This is a genomic window from Bradyrhizobium sp. DN3 (genome assembly GCF_041357655.1).
Classification (GTDB): domain Bacteria; phylum Pseudomonadota; class Alphaproteobacteria; order Rhizobiales; family Xanthobacteraceae; genus Bradyrhizobium.
The window spans coordinates 306991-329057 of sequence record NZ_JAULLN010000003.1; the positions used below are offsets into that span (position 1 = coordinate 306991).

Consider the following 22067-nt stretch of genomic DNA (forward strand, 5'->3'; position numbering starts at 1 on the left):
TCGCAGACGTTGAAGGGGTCTGGTGGGCACGGCGCAAATGCGCCTTTGCCCACCCTACGAATTCTCCTTCCGGCGTTGCTTCGGCGCGGTCGCCACCACCTGCAACAGATCCTTGCGCACCGCTTCGATGTGCCGCTCCAGGAAGCGGCAGGCCTCCTCGACCTTCTGGGCACGGCACAGCGCGATCAGTTCGGCGTGCTCCTTCTCGGCGATCCCCATCGCCTTGGTGTTGGAGAGCTGGAGGCGCGTGTAGCGATCACTGGTCTGGAGCAGTGACAGCACGATCGCGCGGGTGCGCGGCTGCGGGGCGTGAACGTAGAGCGCCATGTGGAAGTCGGCGTTGAGCTGGCCCCATTCACTGACGTTCCTCGCCTTGATCGCCTTCTCAAATCTCCTGTGGATGTCGGCGAGCCCGTCGAAATCATCGGCGGTGAAACGCGGCGCGGACTGCGCCAGAAGGCGCGGCTCCAGGATCCGTCGCAGGTCGAACACGTCGTTGATCTCGTCCAGCGACAGCTCGGAGACGATGGCGCCCTTTTGCGGCACGATGCGCACCAGCCCCTCGGCTTCGAGCTGGAATAGCGCCTCGCGAACGGGGATACGGCTGACGCCATAGGCATCGCCAAGCGCATCCTGCCGCAGCTGCGATCCCGCCGGATATGTGCCGTCGAGGATCGCCTGCCTGAGCTGGTCGACGATCGCAGCCGAGAGCGTGCGATGCTTCAGAGGCTGTTTCATCTGACCTTCTGTCTTCCTTCGCGACTCATCCGGCCGAAGCGGTCCCTCTCTTGCATGTTGAAGGGCCCAGCAAAAGCCGGTGCCCAGCAAGAGCGCGGACCGCCGCCGAAATGACCGCAATCTCCGTTTGACACGCCAAATGTATAAATTATACATTTGGCGATAGCACGACAAATCTCGGGGTTGGGGCCTCCATGATCGAGCAGACGATGCCGGCCACACGCGCATTCAGCGTTCGACGGATCATCCTCCGCGCGTCCGGCGCCCTGCTCGCGGTCGAGCGCCTCGCGCTGATGGGCCTGATGTACCTGCTCACCGGATTGATCCTGGTGAACGTCGTCACCCGCTACTCGCATTTCCCGATCTATTGGATCGACGAATCCGCGGTCTATTGCGTGGTCTGGCTGACCTTCATCGGCGCCTCCGCGATGACGCGGCTGCGGCTCGATTTCGCGGTGACCATGCTGACGGAGCGGCTTTCGCCGCAGCACCAGAAGCTCGCCAAGGTGATCTCGACCGGCCTCGTCGTCGTGTTTGGCGCCGCCTTGATCGTCACCTGCGTGCTCTGGATGGACCCGGTAGGTCTCGCCCACGCCGGCTTCGACGGCCGCAAGCTCGCGGCCGAAACCTTCAACTTCCTCTACACCGAGCACACCCAGACGCTGAACTGGCCGACCTGGATACTCTATCTGACGCTGCCGATCTTCGCGGTGTCGATGACCATTCACGGCCTCGCCAATTTGCTGGAAGATCTCGGGCTGGTCCCGCGCGTCACACCTAAGGGCTTTCAGCTCTCCGAGCTTGACGGGGTCAACTGATGATCACGTCAGCAGCCTTCATGGCGTTCATGCTGGTCGGCGTGCCGATCGGCCTCTGCCTGTGCCTCGCCGGCCTCGTCTACATCGCCGCATCCGGCAACCCGGTGCTGTTCCAGTCTTACCCGCTCCAGCTGTTCGGCGGCGTCGACAGTTACGGCCTGATCGCCATTCCGCTCTTCATCCTGATCGGCGAGATCATGAATGGCGGCGGCATCACAAGGCGCATCGTCGACATGGCGATGGCGTTCGTCGGCTCGTTCAAGGGCGGGCTCGCCTACGTCAACATCCTCGCCAATATGTTCATCTCCTCGATCCTGGGCTCTGCGACCGCGCAGGTCGCGATCATGGCCCAGATCATGGTGCCGGAGATGGAGAAGAAGGGCTACGACAAGACCTTCGCGGCGGGACTGACCGCTTATGGCGGCATGCTCGGGCCGATCATCCCGCCGTCGGTGATGTTCGTGGTCTACAGCGTGCTGGCGCAGGTCTCGGTTAGCGACATGCTGATCGCCGGTATCGTGCCGGGCGTCATCCTCACGGTGATGTTCTGCCTCGTCATCGCGCTGATGGGCTACGTCTACAACTATCCCCGCGCGGATTATCAGACGCCGCGTCAGCGCATCATGACGATCCTGCGGACGTCTCCGACACTGCTGATTCCCATCGTCATCGTCGGCACCATTCTCGGCGGTCTCGCCAACGCCACCGAATCCGCCGCCGTTGGGGCCGTCGCAGCAGCACTGGTCGGAAAATTCTGGACCAAGGAGTTCGAGTTCTCCCAGCTGCCGCAGATGATGCTGCGCAGCGCCATCTATTCGGCGATCGTGCTGTTCCTGGTGGCGGCCGCGGCGGTGTTCTCCTGGGTCCTGATCTTCGGCAAGGTGCCGCAGGAAACCGCCGCCTGGATCCAGACCGCCGCCAAGGATCCCGTCAGCTTCATGCTGATCTGCAACGTCATCCTGCTGGTGATCGGCACGGTGATCGACGGCATTCCCGGCCTGATCATGACGGTGCCGATCCTGCTGCCGGTGGCGACCGACGTTTATCACATCGACCCCCGGCATTTCGGCGTCGTGGTGGTGATCAACCTCGTGCTCGGCCTGCTGTCGCCGCCGGTCGGCCTTTGCTTCTTCGTCGCAGCCGCCGTCACCGGCGCCAAGCCCGGCAAGATGTTCATGGTGACGCTGCCCTTCTTCGTCATCGCCTGCGTCCTCCTCGTGCTGCTCTCGCTCTACCCGTCGCTCTCGCTGATCCTCGTCAAATAGGCCCATCCAAAAGGAGCCCGACCATGCCGCTTTCACGCCGCCGCTTTCTCGCCGCCAGTGCCGCCGCATCGGTGTTCGCGCCCTCGCTGGCACTCGCCCAGGCCAAGGAATTCCGCCTCGGCCTGATCACGCCCAACGGCCATTCCTGGAACAAGGCCGCGCTCAAATTCGGCGACGATCTCAAGGCGGCCACCAGCGGCCGTCTGACCGTGAGCGTGTTCCACTCCGGCCAGCTCGGCAACGAGCCGGCGATGATGCAGCAATTGCAGTCCGGCGCGCTCGACATGGGCTTCATCCAGGCCGCCGAGCTCGGCTCGCGCGTGCCGCACATCGCCGCGATCAACGCGCCCTACATCGTCCGCTCGACGCCTGCGGTGGCAAAATTCGTGCGGCATCCGGCGGCGGTGAAGCTGTTCGAGGTGCTCCCGCAGGAGACCGGCACGATCGGGCTCGGTTGGGGCATCACCGGCATGCGCGCGGTGTTCTCGTCCAAGGACCTGAACACGCTGGCCGACATTCGCGGCATGAAGCTGCGCATCAATCCGACGCCGGTCTATCGCGATTTCTATTCCTCGCTGGGCGCAGCGCCGACGCCGATTCCGACGCCCCAGGTGTTCGACGCCATGGCCAACGGCCAGGTCGACGGCCTCGAGGCCGATCTCGAATTCTCCTGGAATCAGCGCTTCGACAAGGTGTCGAAGGTGATCCTTCAGATGAATGCCGTCTTCATGCCGATGGCGGCGGTCGTCTCGGGTCGGGTCTGGCAGTCGCTCCCCGCAGCCGACCGCGAGCTGATCACCAAGACGATCAGGTCGACGCTGGACGTGCAGATCGACGAGCTCGCCGGCAATGAGCCAGCGCTGATCGAAAACTTCAAGAACGCGCCGATCCCGATCCGCCAAGTCGATGCCAAGGACACCGAGGCCGTCATTGCCGAGTTCGACAAGATCTGGCTGCCCAAAGCCCCCGTCCTCGCTGAGCTGCGCAAGGTCGGCGTGACGCTCTGATCTTAGCCGCCATCCTCTTCACAACACCCGGCGGATCCAGCCCCCCGCCGGCGCAATCTACCTTGCAAATTTACCTGGAGTGAAATCATGAGCCGCCGCGTTTCCTGGGAAGGCGTCTTCCCGGCCGTTACCACGCAATTCAATGACGACCTGTCGCTCAATATCGATGCGACCGCCAAAGTCATGGATGGCCTGATCCGCGACGGCGTCTCCGGCCTGATTGTCTGCGGCTCGGTTGGCGAGAACACTTCGCTGGAGCGCAAGGAGAAGGTCGCGATCATGGAGGCCGCGAAGTCGGTCGCGGCCGGCCGCGTGCCCGTGTTGTGCGGCATCGCCGAGTTCACCACGGCCTTTGCGGTCGAGACCGCCAAGGAAGCCGCGCGCGTCGGCATCGACGGCGTGATGGTGATGCCGGCCCTGGTCTATTCCTCCAAGCCGCACGAGACCGCCGCGCATTTCCGCGCCGTCGCCTCCGCGACCGACCTGCCCGTGATGCTCTACAACAATCCGCCGATCTACAAGAACGACGTCACCCCGGACATCCTGGTCTCGCTCGCCGACGTCGAAACCGTCGTCTGCTTCAAGGATTCCTCCGGCGACACGCGGCGCTTCATCGACACCCGCAACATGGTCGGCGACCGCTTCGTGTTGTTCGCGGGCCTCGACGACGTCATCGTCGAGAGCGTCGCCATGGGCGCCGTGGGCTGGGTCTCCGGCATGTCGAATGCCTTCCCGCGTGAGGGCGAGACGCTGTTCCGTCTCGCCAAGGCGGGGCGCTTCGCGGAGGCGATGCCGCTCTACGAATGGTTCATGCCGCTCTTGCATCTGGACGCACGTCCGGACCTCGTCCAGTGCATCAAGCTGTGCGAGCACATCATGGGCCGCGGCACGGCACTGACGCGCCCGCCTCGCCTGGCGCTGCTGCCGCAGGAGAAGGCCGAGATCGAGGCCATGATGGCCAAGGCGCTGAAGAACCGGCCGCGCCTGCCGGATGTGGGCTTGAAGGCGGCCTGACGAAAGCTCTCTCCGTCGTCATTGCGAGGAGCTCTTGCGACGAAGCAATCCAGAATTTTTCCGCGGAGGGACACTGGATTGCTTCGCTACGCTCGCAATGACGAGGACTAGGAAACAGCTCGCTTCCGCTTGGCGTTCAGCGCGGATGCCACGCGGCTCACCGGCGGCTTGGCCAGCACGCCGCTCATCTCGTTGGTCGCCGCCAGCAGCTTATCCATATCGACGCCGGTCCTGATGCCCATGCCTTCGAGCATGTAGACGACGTCCTCGGTCGCGACATTGCCGGTCGCGCCCGGCGCGTAGGGGCAGCCGCCGAGGCCGCCGGCGGCGGCGTCGATCACACGGACGCCCTCTTCCATCCCCGCATAGAGGTTGGCGAGCGCCTGGCCGTAGGTGTCGTGGAAATGCATCGCGAGATTGGCGGGAGGAATATTGGCGGCTACCGCGCGCAGCATCTGCTTCGCCTTATCAGGCGTGCCGACGCCGATGGTGTCGCCGAGCGAGATCTCGTAGCAGCCGAGCTCCCAAAGCGTAGTGGCGAGATCGGCGACTGCCTTCGGCTTGATCTCGCCGTCGAAGGGGCAGCCGAGCACGCAGGAGATATAGCCGCGCACCCTAACGCCGTCGGCCTTGGCGCGCGCGAGCACGGGCTTGAACCGCTCGATGGACTCCGCGACCGTGCAATTGATGTTGGCGCGCGAAAAGCCTTCCGAGGCTGCCGCAAACACCGAGACGACCTGCGCGCCCGCGGCGCGGGCGGCGTCGTAGCCCTTCTCGTTCGGCACCAGCACATGGAATTCGGCATCCGTCAGGTGGCTGACGCCGCGTAGCACGGCGTCCGAGCTTGCCATTTGCGGGATCGCCTTGGGCGAGACGAAGGCACCGACCTCGACTGTATGGAGGCCGGCCTCTACCAGCGCCTCGATGAAGGCGATGCGCGCCTCGACACTCACGGGCGTCTTCTCGTTCTGGAGCCCGTCGCGCGGTCCCATTTCGATGATGCGGACTTGATCGCTCATCTCACTCTCCCGAAGGCTCGACCACAGCGAGCTCGACGCCCTCCTGCACGATATCGCCGACCTTGCATTTGATGGACTTCAGCACGCCGGCATAGGGCGCCCGCAGCGTCTGCTCCATCTTCATCACTTCGAGCGTGAGGATCGGCGCGCCCTTGTCGAGCTTGGCGCCCTCCTCGGCCAGCACGGCGACGACGGTGCCCGGCAACGGCGCCGCGATCTTGTCCTCGCCGGCATGCTCCTCGCTCTCGCCGCCGAACGGATCGACCCAGTGCAGGTCGAAGCGGCCGTTGCGCGTGCGCAAATACAGCTCATGGCCGTCGATCACGGCCGCAACGGAAGATTTCAAGCCATCAAGCGTCAGATCGAATCCGCCGTCGTGCGGCGCAATCGTGAACGCCAGCTCGCGTTCGCCGATCAGCAGCGTCGAGGGGCCACTGCCGTAGTTCAGCGTAATCTTCTGCTCCGCCCCGTGGCCGACGCGGAAGGCAAAACTGCGCTGGCGGCGGCCGACCGGCTGCCAGCCGAAGGTCTGCCAGGGCGAATTCGCCTGCGCACGTGAGGCCTGTTGCTCCTCGTTGATAACAGCGGCCACGGCGGCGCACAGCTCGAGTTCGCCGGGCGCCGGTGCGGCCTGCGTCAGGACCGCCAGCTCGCGCTCGATGAAGCCGGTGTCGACCGCATTGGTGCGCACTCTTGGATGCGTCATCAGCGCCGAAAGGAATGGAATATTGGTGACGATGCCGCGGACGTCGGACTCCTCCAGTCCCCGGTTCAGCCGCTCGATCGCGACGTCCCGCGTCGGCGCCCACGCGATCATTTTTGCGAGCATCGCATCGTAATAAGGCGATACGCTGTCACCCTCGCGATAGCCGGCATCGATGCGCAATCCCCCGGTCTCTGCCGGCAGGCGCCATGTCGAGATCTTTCCGACCGATGGCATGAAGTTCTTGGTCGGGTTCTCGGCGTAGACGCGCGCCTCGACCGCATGGCCGTTGAGCCGGATCTCGTCCTGCTTCACAGGCAGCGCCTCGCCGAAGGCGACGCGCAGCTGCCATTCGACGAGGTCGATGCCGGTGATCAGCTCGGTCACGGGATGCTCGACCTGGAGGCGCGTGTTCATCTCGATGAAGAACACATCCTTGCCGTCGGAGACGAACTCGATGGTGCCGGCGCCGACATAGTTCACCGCGCCCGCCGCTTTTCGCGCGGCGGCGCAGACGGTCTCGCGCTGCGCGGCGTTCAGCGTCGGCGACGGCGCCTCCTCGATCACCTTCTGATGCCGGCGCTGGAGCGTGCATTCGCGCTCGAACAGCGAGAGCAGATTGCCGTGGCTGTCGCCGATCACCTGCACCTCGATATGCCTGGGATTGTCGACGTATTTCTCGATCAGCATGCGATCGTCACCGAACGCAGCCTTGGCTTCGCGCTTGGCGCTGACGATCGCGGGCTCAAGTTCGGCAGCCGAACGCACGATGCGCATGCCGCGGCCGCCGCCGCCGGCCGACGCCTTCACCAAAATGGGGAAGCCAATCCTCTCGGCGGCCTTCGAAAGCGTCGCCTCGTCCTGGGCTTCGCCGTGATAGCCGGGCACCAGCGGCACGCCGGCCTTTTCCATCAACTCCTTCGAGCCGGACTTCGAACCCATCGCCGTCATCATCCCAGCGGTCGGACCGACGAAGACGAGACCCGCATCGAAGCAGGCCCGCGCGAATTCGGCATTCTCCGACAGGAAACCGTAGCCGGGGTGCACAGCTTCCGCTCCGGTCTTGCGCGTGGCCTCGATCAGCCGCTCGACACTGAGATAACTGTCGCGGGCCCGCGCCGGCCCGAGCAGCACGGCCTCGTCGGCGAGCGCGACATGCATCGCGTCGCGGTCGGCCTCGGAATAGACCGCGACCGTGCGCAGCCCCATGGCCCGCGCAGTGCGGATGACGCGGCAGGCGATCTCGCCGCGGTTGGCGATCAGGAGCGTGCGAAATCGCCGGTAGAGCTTTGAGCGGTCCATCGCATCACATCCTGAACAGGCCGAATTTCGTCGGTTCGATCGGCGCATTCGACGCCGCCGAGAGGCCGAGCCCGAGCACCAGCCGCGTGTCGGCCGGATCGATCACGCCGTCATCCCAGAGCCGCGCGGTCGCGTAATAGGGATGCCCCTGGCTCTCATATTGCGCACGAATGGGGCTGCGGAATTTCTCTTCCTCTTCCTTCGACCAGCTATCGCCCTTGGCCTCGATATTGTCACGCCGGACCTGGCTCAGCACCATCGAAGCCTGTTCGCCGCCCATCACCGAGATGCGCGCATTCGGCCACATCCAGAGGAAGCGCGGCGCGTAGGCGCGGCCGCACATGCCGTAATTGCCGGCCCCGTAGGAGCCACCGATCACGACGGTGAATTTCGGCACCGAGGCGGTCGCGACCGCCGTCACCAGCTTGGCGCCGTCGCGCGCGATGCCGCCAGCCTCGTACTTCTTGCCGACCATGAAGCCCGTGATGTTCTGCAGGAACACCAGCGGAATGCCGCGCTGGCAGCACAGCTCGATGAAATGCGCGCCCTTGAGCGAGCTCTCGCTGAAGAGAATGCCGTTGTTGGCGATGATGCCGACCGGAAAGCCCCAGATGTGCGCGAAGCCGCACACCAACGTCGTGCCGTAGAGCTTCTTGAACTCGTCGAACTCGGAGCCGTCGACGATGCGGGCGATGATGTCGCGCACGTCGAACGGCTTGCGGCCGTCGACGGGTACCACGCCATAGATTTCTTCCGCCGCAAACAGCGGCTCGCGCGGCGGATGCATATTGAGGTTCGGTCGCGTCGGTGGCTTCAAGGTGCCGACGATGCGCCGGGCGATGCCGATCGCGTGCGCATCGTTCTGGGCGCAGTGATCGGTCACGCCCGACTGGCGCGAATGCACGTCTGCGCCGCCGAGTTCCTCCGCGCTGACGACTTCGCCGGTTGCGGCCTTTACCAGCGGCGGGCCGCCGAGGAAGATGGTGCCCTGGTTGCGGACGATGATGCTCTCGTCCGACATCGCCGGGACATAGGCGCCGCCGGCGGTGCAGGAGCCCATCACGATCGCGATCTGCGGAATCCCCTGTGAGGACATCTGGGCCTGGTTGTAGAAGATGCGGCCGAAATGCCGCTCGTCCGGAAAGATCTCGTCCTGGAGCGGCAGGAAGGCGCCGCCGGAATCGACCATGTAGACGCAGGGAAGGTTGTTCTGCCGCGCGATGTCCTGCGCGCGCAGATGCTTCTTCACGGTCATTGGATAATAGGTGCCGCCCTTGATGGTGGCGTCGTTGGCGACAATCACGCATTCGCGGCCCGAGATGCGCCCCACTCCCGTGACGACGCTCGCCGAATGCACGTCGCCGCCATAGAGGCCATAGGCCGCGAGCGGCGATAACTCCAGGAATGACGTCCCGGGATCGACCAGCAGGTCGACGCGCTCGCGCGCCAGCATCTTGCCGCGTGCGGTGTGGCGGTTGCGCGAGGCCTCACCGCCGCCGCCGGCGACCTGGCTGAGCTTTTCACGCAAGTCCGCGACGAGGCTGCGCATGGCCTCGGAATTGCGCGCAAAGTCTGATGAGGACGGATCGATGCTGGAATGAAGCGGCATGGTGATTCCAATGAGGTGAACGCTTTAAGCCGTCTCGGCCATCAGCTCGCGGCCGATCAGCATGCGGCGAACCTCCGAGGTGCCGGCGCCGATCTCGTAGAGTTTGGCGTCGCGCCACAGACGTCCGACCGGGAATTCGCTGGTGTAGCCGACCCCGCCGAGCGCCTGGATCGCCTCGCCCGCCATCCACGTCGCCTTCTCCGCGGAATAGAGGATCGCGGCAGCCGCATCCTTGCGCAAGCTGCGCGCGTGGTCGGCGCGGTCGCAGGCGCGCCCGACCGCGTAGACATAGGCGCGCGTGGCCTGCCAGGTCGAATACATGTCGGCGAGCTTGCCCTGCATCAGCTGGAAATCGCCGATCGGCTGGCCGAACTGCTTGCGTTCGTGCATGTAAGGCACCACCGCGTCCATGCACGCCGCCATGATGCCGAGCGGGCCGCCCGAGAGCACCGCGCGCTCATAGTCGAGGCCGGACATCAGCACCTTGACGCCCTCGCCGACCTTGCCGAGCACGTTCTCCTCCGGCACCTCGCATTCGTCGAAGAACAAGGGATAGGTGTTGGAGCCCCGCATGCCTAGCTTGTCGAGGTGCTGGCCGTGGGTAAACCCCTTGAAGCCTTTCTCGATGAGGAAGGCGGTCATGCCGCGCGGACCGGCGTCCGGATCGGTCTTGGCGTAGACGACGAGCACGTCGGCATCGCCGCCATTGGTGATCCACATCTTCGAGCCGTTGAGCACGTAGCGATCGCCGCGCTTGTCGGCGCGCAGCTTCATCGAGACCACGTCGGAACCGGCGCCGGGCTCGGACATCGCGAGCGCGCCGACATACTCTCCGGAGATCAGCTTCGGCAGATAGCGCTGGCGCTGCGCGTCGTTGCCGTTGCGGCGGATCTGGTTGACGCAGAGGTTGGAATGGGCGCCGTAGGAGAGCCCCACGGCAGCCGAACCGCGCGAAATCTCCTCCATGGCGACGATATGGGCGAGATAGCCCATGTTGGAGCCGCCATATTGCTCCGGCGCGGTCATGCCGAGCAGGCCGAGGTCGCCGAAGCGCTTCCAGAGGTCCGCCGGAAATAGATTGGCCTTTTCGATGTCGGCAGCGCGCGGCGTGATCTCCGCCTCCACGAAGGCGCGAAGCGTGTCGCGCAGCATGCCGATGTCTTCGCCCAAATCGAAGTCGATGCTCGGGATGTTCAAGGCGATTCCTCCGTATTTTGGCATCCGAACCTAGCGGGGCCCCGGCGCTCTTGCGGTCGAAAAGGTTGCATTTTCCGCCAAACTTGGCGAGGATTTTCCGAGGGAATTCCGATGCCTTTTCAAGCCGCCACCGCGATCCCGCGCCGTGCCATGACCCCTGCCGCCTTCGTCCGCGGCGTGGTCGCCGCGTATCAGCGATATGGCCGCGATCCGGCGGAGGCGCTGAGCCGGGGTCAGGTAGCGCCGGACCTTGTCAATTCTCCGGATGGGCGGATCACGGCCGCCCAGTTCGAGGCCCTGGCAGGCCATGCCATGCGCGAGCTCGACGACGAAGCGCTCGGCTGGTTCTCGCGCCGGCTGCCATGGGGCACCTATGGCATGCTATGCCGCGCCTCCATCACGGCGCCGACGCTGGAGGTCGCGCTCAAGCGCTGGTGCCGGCATCACCGCCTGCTCACAGAGGACGTGCTGCTCGATCTCGAGCTCAGTGAGGAGACCGCGGTCGTCTCCATCCGGGAGCTGCGCGATCTCGGCGGCTTACGCGAATTCTGCCTGGTGACCCTGCTCCGCTACGTGCTCGGCTTCTCCTGCTGGGCGGTCGATTCCGCGATCGCCTTGCGCGCGGCGGAATTCCCGTATCCCCAGCCCAGCCACGTCTCGGTCTACCCGACCATCTTCTGCCGTAATATCCGCTTCGACGCGGACCGCGCCGCGATCATCTTCGACAAGCACTATCTCTCGCTGCCGCTCGCGCGCAGCGCCGCCGACCTCGATAACATGCTCAAAGGCGCCTTGCGGCTGACGGTGCTGCCCTATCGGCGCGACCGGCTTCTTGTCGAGCGCGTGCGCCGGGTGCTCCGCAATGCGCGCGGACGCAGTCTCGGCGCCGAGGATGTCGCGCGCGAGCTGGCGCTGTCCACCCGCACCATGCATCGGCGCCTGCGCGAAGAGGCCACCTCGCTGCGCGATCTCAAGGAAGAGGCAAAGTTCGAGCTCGCCAAGCAGGAGCTGATGCGCGGCCGGACCCCGATCAAGCGGATCGCGGAGATCGCCGGATTCCGTAGCGAGAAGAGTTTTTCGCGTGCCTTCCGGACCTGGACCGGCGCCTCCCCGCGCGAGTTTCGCGGGCGGTATCGCTGAAGCATCCCCGCTGTCGCCTCACTGTCATAAATTGAAGGCCCCCGAGATGACTCCCGGAGGCCGAATGTTTTCGAAACCGGTTCGAATTCAGGCGTTAGTTCGAGTTGGTCTGCGCGCCCGGGCGAAGCTTGCTACGCGACCGCGTCTGTTTCGGCTGGTAGGCCAGCGCGTCATTCGAGGTCTTCGCACCGCCGCTCTGCGAGCAGGTGCCGCCGATGCCGCCGGCAGCGGCCCGGCAGGCTTCCATGGTCGGATAACCGCAACCGTGAGCGGCCTGGGCACCGTTGGTAATGCAGAAATCGTCTGCACGCGCGGCGGGTGCGGTCATCATGAGAAACGCGGATGCAAACAGCGTCGCAGCGGATGCGACAAACGTCTTCGAGGTCGAGGTCATGGTGTCTTTTCCTGGCTCAGGGTCCCACAAAAGAGTCCTCGGCACGCGACGCAGGCCGAGGTTCACACCTTGGATCTAGGCGGCGGCCCCGAACCGACAATCACGGTTTAGCGCATCGCAGGACTTCCGAAATCACATGTCACTGTTAGGTGATTTACTCAGCATCATAGTGGCGACGCACCACTCCTTCGGATTTTCGCGAGCCTGGCGGTGACGGCGCCTGGAACGCAGCGTCCCTATCCCACAAATACCGTCGCGACCTCCTGCAACGGCAGAGGCACGTCCTTCGCGACACCCAGCACTGGAAAGCTGCGGACGTTCTTCACGTTCGGCATCGCGGCGAAATGCAGGAGCTGCTGGCGCATGCTCTCGACGCTCGGCGCCACACATTTGAGGAGATAGTCGGTGTCGCCCGAAATGCGCCAGCACTGCTGGATGCGCGGGATCGCGGCGATCGAGCTCTCGAACGCCTCCAGCACGGGCTGGGCCTGGCTGCCGAGCTGGATCGAGACGAACGACACCACCTCATAGCCGAGCCGCCGCTCGTCGATGACCGCGCGCACCGCCCGGATCACGCCGCGGCTGAACAGTGATTTCAGCCGCCGCAGGCAGTTGGGTGCGGACACCCCGACCCGCAGCGCCAGCTCATTGTTGCGAACCCGCCCGTCCTGCTGCAGTTCGGACAATATCTTCAGATCGACGCCGTCGAGCTGGTCACGCCCCGCCATACCCACCTCGCCCATGAGCTTGTCATGTGCGGCAGCGAAGCATGCGGCGGAATAGCTGCCAAGGGCCAGAGCCGGCGTGGTAGCTGATCCGCGGCGTGGGATGGTCGGATGCGAGGTTTATAATGTGTGGGCGGAATATCTTCCCGCCGTCATGGCCAGGCCTTGTCCCGGCCATGACGGAAGTCTTTGGCGCCGGGTTGGCCCCTCAATGCGTCCAGGGCTCGCCGCGGCGGAACGAGAAATTGTCGGCATAGGCGGCCGGCCGGCGTACCGACTCCTGCGGCTCGATCACCTGGTAGGCGATGCCCTTGCGCTCGCAATAGGCGACCGCCTCTTCCTTGCTGTGGAAGCGCAGCGTGATCTGCTGCTTCATGTCGCCGGACGAGGTCCAGCCCATCAGCGGCTCGACCGAACGCGGCTGCTCCGGCTCGTAATCGAGCTGCCATTCCTTCGTCTTGGACCGGCCGGATTGCATCGCGTTCTTGGCGGGCTTGAAAATGCGTGCGGTCATGGGTGGTCCGGGCCTCTTCGTCTTTTCGTTCGAACTGGATGCGTCACGGTGGCAGTTGGTGGAAATCTCAGGGATAGTATAGAGACACCGTTCGGGAAGTGTTCGGTGATTCCGGCTCCCCGGGTGCCCTACCTACGGGTATAGTCATTATGCTGCACCGTGACAATTGCGTACCCGCCTTCCGCGCCGGGACCCCTCCTGGCGGCACTGGCTCCCCGACATCAGCGTATTTGTTCCTTCCGAAAGCTCCCGTCGCATGGCCTTCCTGAACATCAGCGCAACGCTTCCCGAAAAGGGGCGCGACCTCCGACTCGACCTGTTTCGCGGTGTTGCGAACTGGGCGATCTTCCTCGACCACATCCCCGACAACGTCGTGAACTGGGTCACGACGCGCAATTACGGCTTTTCCGACGCCGCCGACCTGTTCGTCTTCATCTCCGGCTACACCGCGTCCTTCGTCTATGCGCGGATGATGCTGGAGCGCGGCTTCGTCGTCGGCGCCACAAGGCTGACCAAGCGGGTCTGGCAGCTCTATGTCGCCCACATCATCCTGTTCGTGATCTACATCGCCTCGATCAGCTATCTCGCGCTGCGCTTCGGCGATTCCGAGATGATCAATGAGTTCAACGTCGCCGGCCTCGTCGACAACGCCACGGAGACGCTGCGCCAGGGCCTGTTCCTGCGCTTCAAGCCGCTCAATCTCGACGTGCTGCCGCTCTACATCGTGCTGATGGGACTGTTTCCGCCGGTGCTGTGGTTCATGCTGCGCAAGCCCGACGTGACGATGGCGCTGTCCATCGTGCTGTGGCTGGCCGCGCGCCATTTCGGCTGGAATCTGACGGCCTATCCGGCCGGCCAGTGGTATTTCAACCCGTATTGCTGGCAGGTGCTGTTCGTGTTCGGCGCCTGGTGCGCCATGGGCGGCGCGCGGCGCTCGATGACGCTGATCAACGCGCCGATCACGCTCTACCTCTGCCTCGCCTATCTCGCCTTCGCGCTGATCATGACCATGGCCGGCCGCTTCCCGACCTTGGGCGGCATGTTCCCGCAATGGCTGTTCTCGGCCTTCAACCCGAACGACAAGACCAACCTCGCGCCCTACCGCTTCATCCACTTCGTCGTGATCGTGATCCTGGTGATCCGCTTCGTGCCGAAGGAATGGCCGGGCCTGGAGTGGAAGGTGTTCGATCCGCTGATCGTCTGCGGTCAGCAGTCGCTCGCGGTGTTCTGCGTCGGCGTGTTCCTGTCCTTCGTCGGCCATTTCGAGCTGTCGATGAGCTCGGGCTCGCTGTTCGCGCAGCTCTTCGTCAGCATCGCCGGCGTGGCGATCATGACGACGGTGGCCTATTACATCTCGTGGTCGAAGAAGCAGGACAAGCCGTTGAAGCCGCCGCCGTCAAAGCCGGCTGCGGCGAAGGCCGCCTGATGGTGACGCGGCCGCCGATGCCGCGTCAGGCCGCCTCTTCGCCGTCGAACTCGGTGAACTTCTTGTAGATCCAATCGCGGCCGTCGTGGCGGCGCCAGACCTTGCCGTAGACGAGCTGTCCATTGATCGAGCGGCGCGGCACGATCACGGTCCAGAGATGCCAGATCTCGGTCCAGCTCGACTGCGGACCGGCGGTCTTGGAGTTGCGATCGGAAGACATGGCAGAACTCACTGGCGCAGAACTCGGCTGATACGCGCGCTGCCACGAACTGTGATCTTGTGTGAGCACGGATTTCAGGCAGCCCATCGCGAGCCGTGCTCGATCTGATAACAGCGACTAGGGCGCCCGCAACAACCGCTCGCCCTTAACCTAACCGATCAACCTTACTTCTCGTGCGCAAACGGCGAGATTGGTTGAAAGCCGCCGTCGACTTTTCTAGAATGCGTGCGTGATTTGAGAGCGCGCCGTTTTGAGGACGCGCGGTGTTTTTGAGCCGACACGTATTTTCAAAAGAATTGACTGGCCAGGACGACCACAATGAATTTGCAATGTGCATGTCTGCGCTTGGCGCTGCGATCGACAACGCCTGTTCCGATCGCAAAGACACCGTCCCAGCAGCCGCCGAAGGCCGCCAACGACAACGAGACAGTCTGGCCGTTCGTGCCGTTTCCGGCCGGCTGGCACGCCTCGAGCTGATGGGCCAGATCTGAAAAAGCGACGCCTGAAAAGCGCAACGCCGCGCAAGCGGAGTATCATCGCTTGGCGGCGTCCGTTTAGGCATTGGGCGCTGAAATCCCCAACACGCATATGTCTATGGCTCCGCGCAGAAGGTTCGATGAGCGTCCGGCAATTCTGCGCCCTCGGAGGGCCGCAATGGCTTGAAACATCGCGCCGAAGTCTCACGGCAAGGAGAATGAGTGCCAAGGCTTTCGCAGCGCCTTTCGGCCAGACGACGGCAACCAATCACTACGCCACGCGTTGCAGCATTTCCCGCCTGTCCGGGGCATCCGAGAGTGTCCGCGATCAGCGTGCGCCTGCACGGACGGCGTCTCACGTCCCTGTGAGCTGGAGCGCGGCCGTTGAATTTCCACGAACGAGCAGAGATCAATGAACGGCAGGAGGCAAGGCCGACGGGCGCCGTGAGCCAGGTCGATACGCCCGAGGAACTCGTCGAGACGCCGGAGGCCGGAAGCTCGCTGCTCGCGCTCTGCGGGCTCGGCCTCGCGGCAATCGCGATGCTGGGCTGGATTTGCGCCCTCGCCTGGTTCGCCTGGCGCCTCGTCAACCGGCTGTTGTTCTAAGGCGCCCCCCGAATCCCTAGGCAAGAGATTTGGGCATCGGCCTGGGGCATTCTTCGGGGACACGTCGGAACTGGTCGGGGCAGCTGGATTCGAACCAACGACCTGCAGTACCCAAAACTGCCGCGCTACCAGGCTGCGCTATACCCCGAATGTCCGGCGAGCCACGTCGATACACGCTTCCCGGCGCGCCAGCAAGGCGCCAGTGAAGCCGTTCCGGGGCGCCTATTTGCTGCCGAACAGCGGGTGGGCGACCCGGTCGCCAGGACGGATGCCGTATTTCTGCGCCGTTCCCGCCACCACCTCCAGCACCGCCCGGGCCGGGCCCTGGGACGAGATGATCTTGGTCGACATCGGCTCGGTGTTTTCGGCGATCCGCAGGATGCGGCCGTCGGCGCGGATGAAGATCATGTCGAGCGAGACGTAGGTGTTCTTCATCCACATCGACACTTCCTGCTCGGGATTGAAGTCGAACAGCATGCCTTTGCCGTCGGCCAGCTCCTTGCGGTACATCAGGCCGGTCTGCTTCTCCTGCTCGGTCGTCGCCATCTCGACCGAGAACACCTGCACGCCGTTTCTGGTGACGATCTCGAGCGGCTGGAAGCTCGCGGCGCGGACAGATCCGATTGCGGCCGCCATGCCGACAAGGACGAGGACGGCGGCAAGCCAGCCCTTCGCAACGGACCAGACGGCCTTTCGATCAGAATTCATGGGAGCACTCGAGGCGTGGGACTGGAACAGTCCTTACGTGGCGGTCGCCGGAAAAGCCAGAGGCGCGCTGGCTGACCGGCGCGCCTCTGCTCACGATTGCGGGAATTGATGGCTTTAGAGCGTTTTCGAGCGAAGTGGATACCGGTTCGCGTGAAGAAAACGCGTCAAAACAAGAATCTAGAGCTTCGGTTCTGATTCAATCAGAACCGATAATGCTCTAGTGCGACTGCAAGCCCGGCGACCCGGTCTCGGGATGGATCTCAGCCGCCATCATGCCCTTGGAGCCGGGCCCGAACCGGACCAGCACATATTGGCCGGGGCGCAGCTCAGTCATGCCGAAGCGGCGCAGTGTCTCCATGTGCACGAAGATGTCGGGCGTGCCCTCGCCGCAGGTCAGGAAGCCGAAGCCGCGCAGCCGGTTGAACCATTTGACTTGGGCCCGCTCCAGGCCGCTGGTCGGCGTGACCGTGACGTGGGTGCGCGGCGGCAGCATCTGCGCCGGATGGATCGCGGTGGATTCGTCCATCGAGACCACGCGGAATGCCTGATAGCCCTTGGCGCGCTGGACGCACTCAACGACGATGCGGGCTCCCTCGTAAGCAGTCTGGAAGCCGTCGCGCCTGAGTACGGTGACGTGCAGCAGCACGTCGGGCCAGCCATTGTCGGGCACGATGAAGCCGTAGCCCTTTGAGGCGTCGAACCATTTGATGACGCCGTGAACCTCGACGAGGTTGGCGCTGCCCTCACCCAGTCCGGTGAAGGGGCTGAGCGCGCTGTCGCGACCGCTGCCGTGCTCGCCCACGGGAACTCCGACCTTCTTGGACTCAAATCCGTCCGACGACCCCATAACCCCGGACCCCACACTGCCATGCAACCCGCCACGTTGGCGGCGCTCGAATCACACGTCTTAAGAGAATGTTCTCAATTCGACGCGACGCGAATCTTTCGACTCAAAAGATAACACTCCCGGTTGCGACGCATAGACAAAAAAGAGATTCGCCGGAACCTATGAACAGCTTGCACAGCCGCGAATCAAATTGATGCCTCAATTGCCGGCAAAGGGCCCGAGCGCTTCGCCGATGTCGTGATGGATCACGAGATCGGCAATGTCGTCCTGCTCGGTCGGTTCGCGATTGATGATCACCAGACGTGCGCCGGCGTTCTTGGCCATCATCGGAAAGCCCGCCGCCGGCCACACCACCAGCGAGGAACCGATCGCGATGAAGAGGTCGCAGGTCTGCGACAGCGCAGCTGCGCGCTGCATTTCGTCCTCGGGCATCATCTGGCCGAACGAAATCGTGGCGGTCTTCACCGGCTCGTCGCACATGGTGCAATTGGGCGCGGCGCCCTCCTCGTCGAAACGGCGCTTCACCCAGTCGAGCTGATAGGCCTGCCCGCATCCGATACATCGCGCATAGGTAGTATTTCCGTGAAGTTCAATCACGTGCTCGGCGGCCAGCCCCGAGGCCTGGTGCAGATTGTCGATGTTCTGGGTGATGACGGCGGGAACCTTGCCGGCGCGGTAGAGTGAGGCCAAAGCGCGGTGACCGCGGCCCGGCTTTGCCGCCGCGAACACCTCCTCCATCGCAAAGCGCCGGCGCCAGGATTCGTCGCGCGCCTCCTGGCTCGCCACGAACTCTTCGAACGGGATTGGACGGTTGCGCGTCCAGATTCCGCCCGGCGAGCGGAAGTCAGGGATGCCGCATTCGGTCGAGATGCCGGCACCGGTGAACGGCACGATTCGCTTCGCTTCGGCGATCATGTCGCCGAGTCGTTCAACGCCGCTGCGAAGATCCGATGCTATCACGCGCTGCTCCCGATGTGTGTTGCCCTCGCTGCAAGACGCACAAGCGGCAAGATTATTGACGCTCTTATCCACCGTGATGAAAAGAGCGAAGAGAAACAGACTCGGCAATTCCTGCCGCCCATCGCATATCACAATCCTGCAATGCCTCCTCCCCATTGACGCCCCATTCGGGAGCCCCAATGGATGTATCGAATCCGACTCGCAGCGCGATGCGGCGGCAGTGCTCGAGGTCAGTGGAAACAGGTGCGAACAGAGGGGATGGATATGACCGAAGATGAAGAACGCAAAGCTCGCGAACGCGAGGAGATCGCCACCCGTGTTGCCGCCTTCCGCGCCACCCAGGAGAAGTTCAAGCGGGAGCGCGAGGAATATTTCGTGTCGACGCTCGAGAATGCCCGCAAGGTCGAACGTCCCTCGCTCTGGCCGTAGGGCGTGACGTCACGCGCATACGAACGAAAAAAAAGCCCGGAGCCTCGCTCCGGGCTTTTCGCTTCTAACTCGCTACCAGTGCCGCCAGTAGTGGTGCCGGTAGTACGGTCCGCCGCCGTAATAGGCGTAGGGACCCGGTCCGTAATAGTAGCCCGGGCCGTCATAATAGCCGTAGCCCGGCCCGTAATAGCCATAGGGATGCGATGCTGCGACTGCGCCCGCCGTAATTGCGCCGGCGGCAAGGCCGAATGCGAGGCCCGGACCGATGCCGCGGCCGCGCGCCTCGGCTGGCGCAGGCGCCGCGACCGCGGTTACGCCGACGGCTGCGACGGTGGCCAGAACTGCCAGTATCTTCTTCATGATTATCCTCCTTCGCGCGTCTCGCGGGACAACGGCGAGGGCCTGCGATGGTTGCGCGCAGCGCGGAACCGAAAACGGTCAAAAAACAATGAACCGGCGGGAACGAACGCTCGCCGCGCGGATTGACATTGCAAGTGCGGAAGCCTCCGCCATCCGGGTTGAGGCGACAGCACGAAGACCTCGTCAGCATCCTCCGCGGTGCTGGCGGGGTTTTTTAGTTTCGCGGGAGAGATGCAGCAGACCATAGCGGCGGCCAGTGTTGCGGCGTTCGGCCGGCAGTTCGATCCTTCGTCGCGGCACCGAATGACGTTTCTTTTTGTGAGCGTGGAACGAGATTTTCGCGCACACGTTGAAGTCGTCTTCAGGCAGAAGAGGCCCGACATGCCCGCGTGGCTCGAAGTCCTGCTCAACCTGTCCGGCTATGCCGGTTTCGTGGCGCTCGCGACGCGCGGCGGCACGTTCCGGGATAGGTCCGCGGACGATCGGATCTACGGCGAGAAGCGCTAGTTTGCGTGCAGGGCTTGCCCTGCCGTGCGCACCAGCCGATCGGCCTTGACCGCGACACGCGTGTCCTCGGCCTGCGGCCGCAGCGAAAAGCTGATCACCACGAAAGCGAGACAGAAGAGCGTGCCGACGATGGCGACGCGCCGGTAGGTGTGGCGATCGCCTTGATGAAAGGACGGCTCTGAAAATGGCGTCATGACAAGATTGCTTCTTGGCAAAATCGTTTCTTGCAAAATCGCTTCTTGATTGTTGTTGCCAGACACCTATCCCAAGTAGCGGCAAGCGCAACGCGATTGGGCTTTTAACCTAACCGAATAGGGTTATCGGCTTTCGCGGAAGGTTTCGTTAGGCGTTGCGTCGCCCCCGGCTCGCCGCGCGACGACCGCCTTTGTTCCAGCTTCGACTCCCTTTCGTTCGCGAGGAACGAATCGGAATCGAAGAAATCGGCGCGGAGCAACTCTTAACAAGTGGTGTGAGCGCGCGCGGCGAGCGCCCGATCACGTGAGGTCGATCGCTGCGGCACCGACAGTTTGTCTTGGCGCAGCCGCGAGTCGCGGTCGCAACAAACGACTGCCTGCGAAAGCCAGCCGTGACCGACATGTCCCGCATCGATACAGAAGGCACAGCTTGTTCTACATCCGACTCCATTTCGTTCGCAAAGAACGAATCGGAGTCGGAAAAATCAGACGAATGCGAATCCTAACGATCGATGAAAGCGGGCGCCGTAACGTCTTCGGCGCACCGCAAAATTTTCGGCGGCAAAATTTTCGGCGACACGGATTTCGAGGCGACTGTGAACACGATGACGATCTCGCGGCACGGCTCGCACCGAAAGCTGTTGGCTGAGTTTGCCGTCATCGGCTTGGCGCATTGCGGGCAACGTCATGCTGCGCGAACGCGTTCCGTCACACCTTCGTTCCGTCACACGTTCGTTTCAAAGGCATCAGCGTCGACGCTCGCCGACCCACTCACGCCGCCCGCTTCGCTTTGCCCTTCTCCGAAAAGCATTCCAGGATCTGGATGCGCAGCTCCTCTGCAGCCGGGCCCTCGAGCTTCCTGAGCTCGTTCCAGAGCCTGATCACTTCGCGCTGTTTCTCGACGGTCATGAATCACCTCCAAGAGAAGATGACTGACTAGAACAAAATGAGAACGACGTGTCCAGCCCCTCCCCCGAAATTCCACAGGGCGTAGCGGCTTGAACCTTTTCCGCGCTGCGCGGACCCATGGAGGCTGGGGATTTCAGGGCCCAGTCATACGGCAGCGCCGCCTGACGAACATATCCGTCATCGCGGCGCTGTTGCTTTTTGGATTTTCAACCTTACGTTACAAGCATGGTTGGCGGCCAGGCGCTGAAATCCCAACGCCGTCAGCCAAGAGAGCCCCGTGCGAAAGCGCGGGGTTTTTCTTGTCAGCCGCGGCTGCGCCGCAGGCCGCGACCGGCGGGCCTGTGGTTTCTCCTGATCGTCGTAGTGATGTTCGGCATTGTCGTCGCCGAGCACCACCTCGTCTTCAGCCGCTAATCCGTTGCGATGCTTCGCGAAGCGGCCCCGGCATCGCCGGCGCCTTAGACGGCGTCCTTGGCCACCTTCAGCGGCGAGGCCTTGACCGACTTGGTCGCCGGCTTGGCCGCAAACTGCATCGGCTCCTTGGTGAAGGGATTGATGCCCATCCGGGCTTCGGTCGCGGGCTTGTTCACCACCGACATCTTGACGAAGCCGGGAATGACGAACTCGCCGGACTCGTTGAGCTCCTTGTAGCCGACCGTCGCCATGTATTCGATCACCGACTTCACGTCGTTCTTCGACAGCTGCGTGCCTTCCGCAATTGCATCGATCAATTGGGTCTTCGTCATCTTCGCCATGTTCTGAATTCCTTTGAAGGGATGCGCGTGCGTAAACTCTGCTGTGGACGCGGCCGGACCGCGGAGGCGCGCTTCTAATTCATGCCTGAGGTCATGAAGTGACCGGGCTTAGAGCCTATCGAGGCCCAAAACGCAAGCAGGGGTTCTCTAGGGTTCCCGACTTCCTGTGAAAGATGTTGCAGCATTTGCCGATTCTTTTTGAACCATTTGCCGCCCGGCGCGTCA

Annotated in this window: 27 protein-coding genes and 1 tRNA gene; 10 read left to right on the forward strand and 18 right to left on the reverse strand. The window is 63.5% G+C overall.

Annotated features, from left to right (window positions below):
- Positions 1-54: 54 nt before the first annotated feature.
- Positions 55-738: a GntR family transcriptional regulator gene (locus AAE027_RS06725; protein ID WP_370987392.1), complete on the reverse strand. Its 684-nt coding sequence runs from the start codon at positions 736-738 to the stop codon at positions 55-57.
- Between the two features lie 209 nt (positions 739-947).
- Between AAE027_RS06725 and AAE027_RS06730 the strand changes: the two genes are divergently transcribed.
- The 4 genes from AAE027_RS06730 to AAE027_RS06745 all read left to right on the forward strand — a co-directional run bounded on the left by AAE027_RS06730 (position 948) and on the right by AAE027_RS06745 (position 4842).
- Positions 948-1556: a TRAP transporter small permease gene (locus tag AAE027_RS06730; RefSeq protein ID WP_370987484.1), complete on the forward strand. Its 609-nt coding sequence runs from the start codon at positions 948-950 to the stop codon at positions 1554-1556.
- Complete coding sequence (locus tag AAE027_RS06735) at positions 1556-2821, forward strand: TRAP transporter large permease (protein ID WP_128933971.1); 1266 nt, start codon at positions 1556-1558, stop codon at positions 2819-2821. The genes AAE027_RS06730 and AAE027_RS06735 overlap by 1 nt, the downstream gene beginning before the upstream one ends.
- A 23-nt stretch (positions 2822-2844) precedes the next feature.
- Positions 2845-3828: a TRAP transporter substrate-binding protein gene (locus tag AAE027_RS06740; protein ID WP_370987393.1), complete on the forward strand. Its 984-nt coding sequence runs from the start codon at positions 2845-2847 to the stop codon at positions 3826-3828.
- Between the two features lie 87 nt (positions 3829-3915).
- Positions 3916-4842 (forward strand): dihydrodipicolinate synthase family protein, encoded by a 927-nt coding sequence (locus tag AAE027_RS06745; protein ID WP_128933973.1) that lies wholly within the window; start codon positions 3916-3918, stop codon positions 4840-4842.
- 107 nt (positions 4843-4949) lie between these two features.
- On the opposite strand, the gene AAE027_RS06750 is transcribed toward AAE027_RS06745, so the two are convergent.
- From AAE027_RS06750 to AAE027_RS06765, 4 genes are read right to left on the reverse strand one after another with little or no spacing between them, the layout of a single operon-like run.
- Entirely contained in the window at positions 4950-5861 is a 912-nt protein-coding gene (locus AAE027_RS06750; protein ID WP_370987394.1) for a hydroxymethylglutaryl-CoA lyase, read from the reverse strand.
- Position 5862: 1 nt separating this feature from the next.
- Positions 5863-7866: an acetyl/propionyl/methylcrotonyl-CoA carboxylase subunit alpha gene (locus tag AAE027_RS06755; protein WP_370987395.1), complete on the reverse strand. Its 2004-nt coding sequence runs from the start codon at positions 7864-7866 to the stop codon at positions 5863-5865.
- Positions 7867-7870: 4 nt separating this feature from the next.
- Positions 7871-9475 carry a carboxyl transferase domain-containing protein gene (locus AAE027_RS06760; RefSeq protein WP_370987396.1) on the reverse strand — a complete coding sequence of 535 codons (1605 nt, stop codon included), beginning with the start codon at positions 9473-9475 and terminating at the stop codon, positions 7871-7873.
- Positions 9476-9499: 24 nt separating this feature from the next.
- Positions 9500-10696, reverse strand: coding sequence for an isovaleryl-CoA dehydrogenase (locus AAE027_RS06765; RefSeq protein WP_370987397.1), 1197 nt, complete (start codon positions 10694-10696; stop codon positions 9500-9502).
- Positions 10697-10783: 87 nt separating this feature from the next.
- Between AAE027_RS06765 and AAE027_RS06770 the strand changes: the two genes are divergently transcribed.
- Positions 10784-11812, forward strand: coding sequence for an AraC family transcriptional regulator (locus AAE027_RS06770; protein ID WP_370987398.1), 1029 nt, complete (start codon positions 10784-10786; stop codon positions 11810-11812).
- A gap of 94 nt (positions 11813-11906) precedes the next feature.
- Here the strand turns inward: AAE027_RS06770 and AAE027_RS06775 are convergent, their stop codons facing one another.
- From AAE027_RS06775 to AAE027_RS06785, 3 genes are all read right to left on the reverse strand, one after another.
- A complete protein-coding gene (locus AAE027_RS06775) occupies positions 11907-12206 on the reverse strand; it encodes a DUF3551 domain-containing protein (RefSeq protein ID WP_091894895.1) in 300 nt (99 codons plus the stop codon).
- A gap of 236 nt (positions 12207-12442) precedes the next feature.
- Complete coding sequence (locus AAE027_RS06780) at positions 12443-12934, reverse strand: Lrp/AsnC family transcriptional regulator (RefSeq protein ID WP_091894917.1); 492 nt, start codon at positions 12932-12934, stop codon at positions 12443-12445.
- A gap of 205 nt (positions 12935-13139) precedes the next feature.
- Positions 13140-13445 carry an ETC complex I subunit gene (locus AAE027_RS06785; RefSeq protein WP_249761404.1) on the reverse strand — a complete coding sequence of 102 codons (306 nt, stop codon included), beginning with the start codon at positions 13443-13445 and terminating at the stop codon, positions 13140-13142.
- Between the two features lie 256 nt (positions 13446-13701).
- Between AAE027_RS06785 and AAE027_RS06790 the strand changes: the two genes are divergently transcribed.
- Complete coding sequence (locus AAE027_RS06790; RefSeq protein WP_370987399.1) at positions 13702-14871, forward strand: OpgC domain-containing protein; 1170 nt, start codon at positions 13702-13704, stop codon at positions 14869-14871.
- Positions 14872-14896: 25 nt separating this feature from the next.
- Here AAE027_RS06790 and AAE027_RS06795 read toward each other — a convergent pair whose 3' ends face one another.
- A complete protein-coding gene (locus AAE027_RS06795; protein ID WP_091894901.1) occupies positions 14897-15091 on the reverse strand; it encodes a hypothetical protein in 195 nt (64 codons plus the stop codon).
- A 263-nt stretch (positions 15092-15354) separates the two neighbouring features.
- Between AAE027_RS06795 and AAE027_RS06800 the strand changes: the two genes are divergently transcribed.
- Both AAE027_RS06800 and AAE027_RS06805 read left to right on the forward strand, forming a co-directional pair.
- A complete protein-coding gene (locus tag AAE027_RS06800) occupies positions 15355-15582 on the forward strand; it encodes a hypothetical protein (protein ID WP_370987400.1) in 228 nt (75 codons plus the stop codon).
- A 369-nt stretch (positions 15583-15951) separates the two neighbouring features.
- The gene (locus AAE027_RS06805) at positions 15952-16173 is read left to right on the forward strand and encodes an RNA-binding protein (RefSeq protein ID WP_370987401.1); all 222 of its coding nucleotides are present in this window, start codon (positions 15952-15954) and stop codon (positions 16171-16173) included.
- A gap of 71 nt (positions 16174-16244) precedes the next feature.
- Here the strand turns inward: AAE027_RS06805 and AAE027_RS06810 are convergent.
- The 4 genes from AAE027_RS06810 to AAE027_RS06825 all read right to left on the reverse strand — a co-directional run bounded on the left by AAE027_RS06810 (position 16245) and on the right by AAE027_RS06825 (position 18688).
- A tRNA-Pro gene (locus AAE027_RS06810) sits at positions 16245-16321 on the reverse strand.
- 74 nt (positions 16322-16395) lie between these two features.
- On the reverse strand, positions 16396-16881 hold the full coding sequence (locus AAE027_RS06815; protein WP_370987402.1) for a DUF192 domain-containing protein: 486 nt from the start codon (positions 16879-16881) through the stop codon (positions 16396-16398).
- 217 nt (positions 16882-17098) lie between these two features.
- Positions 17099-17728: a cold-shock protein gene (locus AAE027_RS06820; RefSeq protein WP_164935008.1), complete on the reverse strand. Its 630-nt coding sequence runs from the start codon at positions 17726-17728 to the stop codon at positions 17099-17101.
- Between the two features lie 198 nt (positions 17729-17926).
- A complete protein-coding gene (locus tag AAE027_RS06825) occupies positions 17927-18688 on the reverse strand; it encodes an SIR2 family NAD-dependent protein deacylase (protein ID WP_370987403.1) in 762 nt (253 codons plus the stop codon).
- A gap of 264 nt (positions 18689-18952) precedes the next feature.
- Here AAE027_RS06825 and AAE027_RS06830 point away from each other — a divergent pair, with 264 nt between their 5' ends.
- Positions 18953-19117 carry a hypothetical protein gene (locus AAE027_RS06830; RefSeq protein WP_164935006.1) on the forward strand — a complete coding sequence of 55 codons (165 nt, stop codon included), beginning with the start codon at positions 18953-18955 and terminating at the stop codon, positions 19115-19117.
- A gap of 72 nt (positions 19118-19189) precedes the next feature.
- On the opposite strand, the gene AAE027_RS06835 is transcribed toward AAE027_RS06830, so the two are convergent.
- The gene (locus tag AAE027_RS06835; RefSeq protein ID WP_370987404.1) at positions 19190-19477 is read right to left on the reverse strand and encodes a hypothetical protein; all 288 of its coding nucleotides are present in this window, start codon (positions 19475-19477) and stop codon (positions 19190-19192) included.
- Between the two features lie 231 nt (positions 19478-19708).
- Between AAE027_RS06835 and AAE027_RS06840 the strand changes: the two genes are divergently transcribed.
- The gene (locus AAE027_RS06840; RefSeq protein WP_370987405.1) at positions 19709-19984 is read left to right on the forward strand and encodes a hypothetical protein; all 276 of its coding nucleotides are present in this window, start codon (positions 19709-19711) and stop codon (positions 19982-19984) included.
- Here the strand turns inward: AAE027_RS06840 and AAE027_RS06845 are convergent.
- The 4 genes from AAE027_RS06845 to AAE027_RS06860 form a co-directional block, all read right to left on the reverse strand.
- The gene (locus AAE027_RS06845) at positions 19981-20178 is read right to left on the reverse strand and encodes a hypothetical protein (protein WP_091887818.1); all 198 of its coding nucleotides are present in this window, start codon (positions 20176-20178) and stop codon (positions 19981-19983) included. The two genes, AAE027_RS06840 and AAE027_RS06845, sit on opposite strands and share 4 nt — an antisense overlap.
- A gap of 771 nt (positions 20179-20949) precedes the next feature.
- Positions 20950-21087: a hypothetical protein gene (locus AAE027_RS06850; protein WP_008558897.1), complete on the reverse strand. Its 138-nt coding sequence runs from the start codon at positions 21085-21087 to the stop codon at positions 20950-20952.
- Between the two features lie 177 nt (positions 21088-21264).
- Positions 21265-21483, reverse strand: a complete 219-nt coding sequence (locus AAE027_RS06855; protein ID WP_370987406.1) for a hypothetical protein — start codon at positions 21481-21483, stop codon at positions 21265-21267.
- A 62-nt stretch (positions 21484-21545) separates the two neighbouring features.
- On the reverse strand, positions 21546-21842 hold the full coding sequence (locus AAE027_RS06860; protein ID WP_370987407.1) for an HU family DNA-binding protein: 297 nt from the start codon (positions 21840-21842) through the stop codon (positions 21546-21548).
- Positions 21843-22067: the final 225 nt, after the last annotated feature.

Bases quoted from the DNA above. Each gene is read 5' to 3' on its own strand.
- AAE027_RS06730 (WP_370987484.1), top strand. From the start codon at position 948: ATGCCGGCCACACGCGCATTCAGCGTTCGACGGATCATCCTCCGCGCG.
- AAE027_RS06760 (WP_370987396.1), bottom strand. From the start codon at position 9,475: ATGCCGCTTCATTCCAGCATCGATCCGTCCTCATCAGACTTTGCGCGC.
- AAE027_RS06795 (WP_091894901.1), bottom strand. From the start codon at position 15,091: ATGTCTTCCGATCGCAACTCCAAGACCGCCGGTCCGCAGTCGAGCTGG.
- AAE027_RS06840 (WP_370987405.1), top strand. From the start codon at position 19,709: ATGCAGCAGACCATAGCGGCGGCCAGTGTTGCGGCGTTCGGCCGGCAG.
- AAE027_RS06820 (WP_164935008.1), bottom strand. From the start codon at position 17,728: ATGGGGTCGTCGGACGGATTTGAGTCCAAGAAGGTCGGAGTTCCCGTG.
- AAE027_RS06745 (WP_128933973.1), top strand. From the start codon at position 3,916: ATGAGCCGCCGCGTTTCCTGGGAAGGCGTCTTCCCGGCCGTTACCACG.
- AAE027_RS06850 (WP_008558897.1), bottom strand. From the start codon at position 21,087: ATGACCGTCGAGAAACAGCGCGAAGTGATCAGGCTCTGGAACGAGCTC.
- AAE027_RS06735 (WP_128933971.1), top strand. From the start codon at position 1,556: ATGATCACGTCAGCAGCCTTCATGGCGTTCATGCTGGTCGGCGTGCCG.
- AAE027_RS06835 (WP_370987404.1), bottom strand. From the start codon at position 19,477: ATGAAGAAGATACTGGCAGTTCTGGCCACCGTCGCAGCCGTCGGCGTA.
- AAE027_RS06815 (WP_370987402.1), bottom strand. From the start codon at position 16,881: ATGAATTCTGATCGAAAGGCCGTCTGGTCCGTTGCGAAGGGCTGGCTT.
- AAE027_RS06770 (WP_370987398.1), top strand. From the start codon at position 10,784: ATGCCTTTTCAAGCCGCCACCGCGATCCCGCGCCGTGCCATGACCCCT.
- AAE027_RS06740 (WP_370987393.1), top strand. From the start codon at position 2,845: ATGCCGCTTTCACGCCGCCGCTTTCTCGCCGCCAGTGCCGCCGCATCG.
- AAE027_RS06860 (WP_370987407.1), bottom strand. From the start codon at position 21,842: ATGGCGAAGATGACGAAGACCCAATTGATCGATGCAATTGCGGAAGGC.
- AAE027_RS06775 (WP_091894895.1), bottom strand. From the start codon at position 12,206: ATGACCTCGACCTCGAAGACGTTTGTCGCATCCGCTGCGACGCTGTTT.
- AAE027_RS06780 (WP_091894917.1), bottom strand. From the start codon at position 12,934: ATGGCGGGGCGTGACCAGCTCGACGGCGTCGATCTGAAGATATTGTCC.
- AAE027_RS06755 (WP_370987395.1), bottom strand. From the start codon at position 7,866: ATGGACCGCTCAAAGCTCTACCGGCGATTTCGCACGCTCCTGATCGCC.
- AAE027_RS06845 (WP_091887818.1), bottom strand. From the start codon at position 20,178: ATGACGCCATTTTCAGAGCCGTCCTTTCATCAAGGCGATCGCCACACC.
- AAE027_RS06725 (WP_370987392.1), bottom strand. From the start codon at position 738: ATGAAACAGCCTCTGAAGCATCGCACGCTCTCGGCTGCGATCGTCGAC.
- AAE027_RS06765 (WP_370987397.1), bottom strand. From the start codon at position 10,696: ATGCCAAAATACGGAGGAATCGCCTTGAACATCCCGAGCATCGACTTC.
- AAE027_RS06750 (WP_370987394.1), bottom strand. From the start codon at position 5,861: ATGAGCGATCAAGTCCGCATCATCGAAATGGGACCGCGCGACGGGCTC.
- AAE027_RS06785 (WP_249761404.1), bottom strand. From the start codon at position 13,445: ATGACCGCACGCATTTTCAAGCCCGCCAAGAACGCGATGCAATCCGGC.
- AAE027_RS06830 (WP_164935006.1), top strand. From the start codon at position 18,953: ATGACCGAAGATGAAGAACGCAAAGCTCGCGAACGCGAGGAGATCGCC.
- AAE027_RS06790 (WP_370987399.1), top strand. From the start codon at position 13,702: ATGGCCTTCCTGAACATCAGCGCAACGCTTCCCGAAAAGGGGCGCGAC.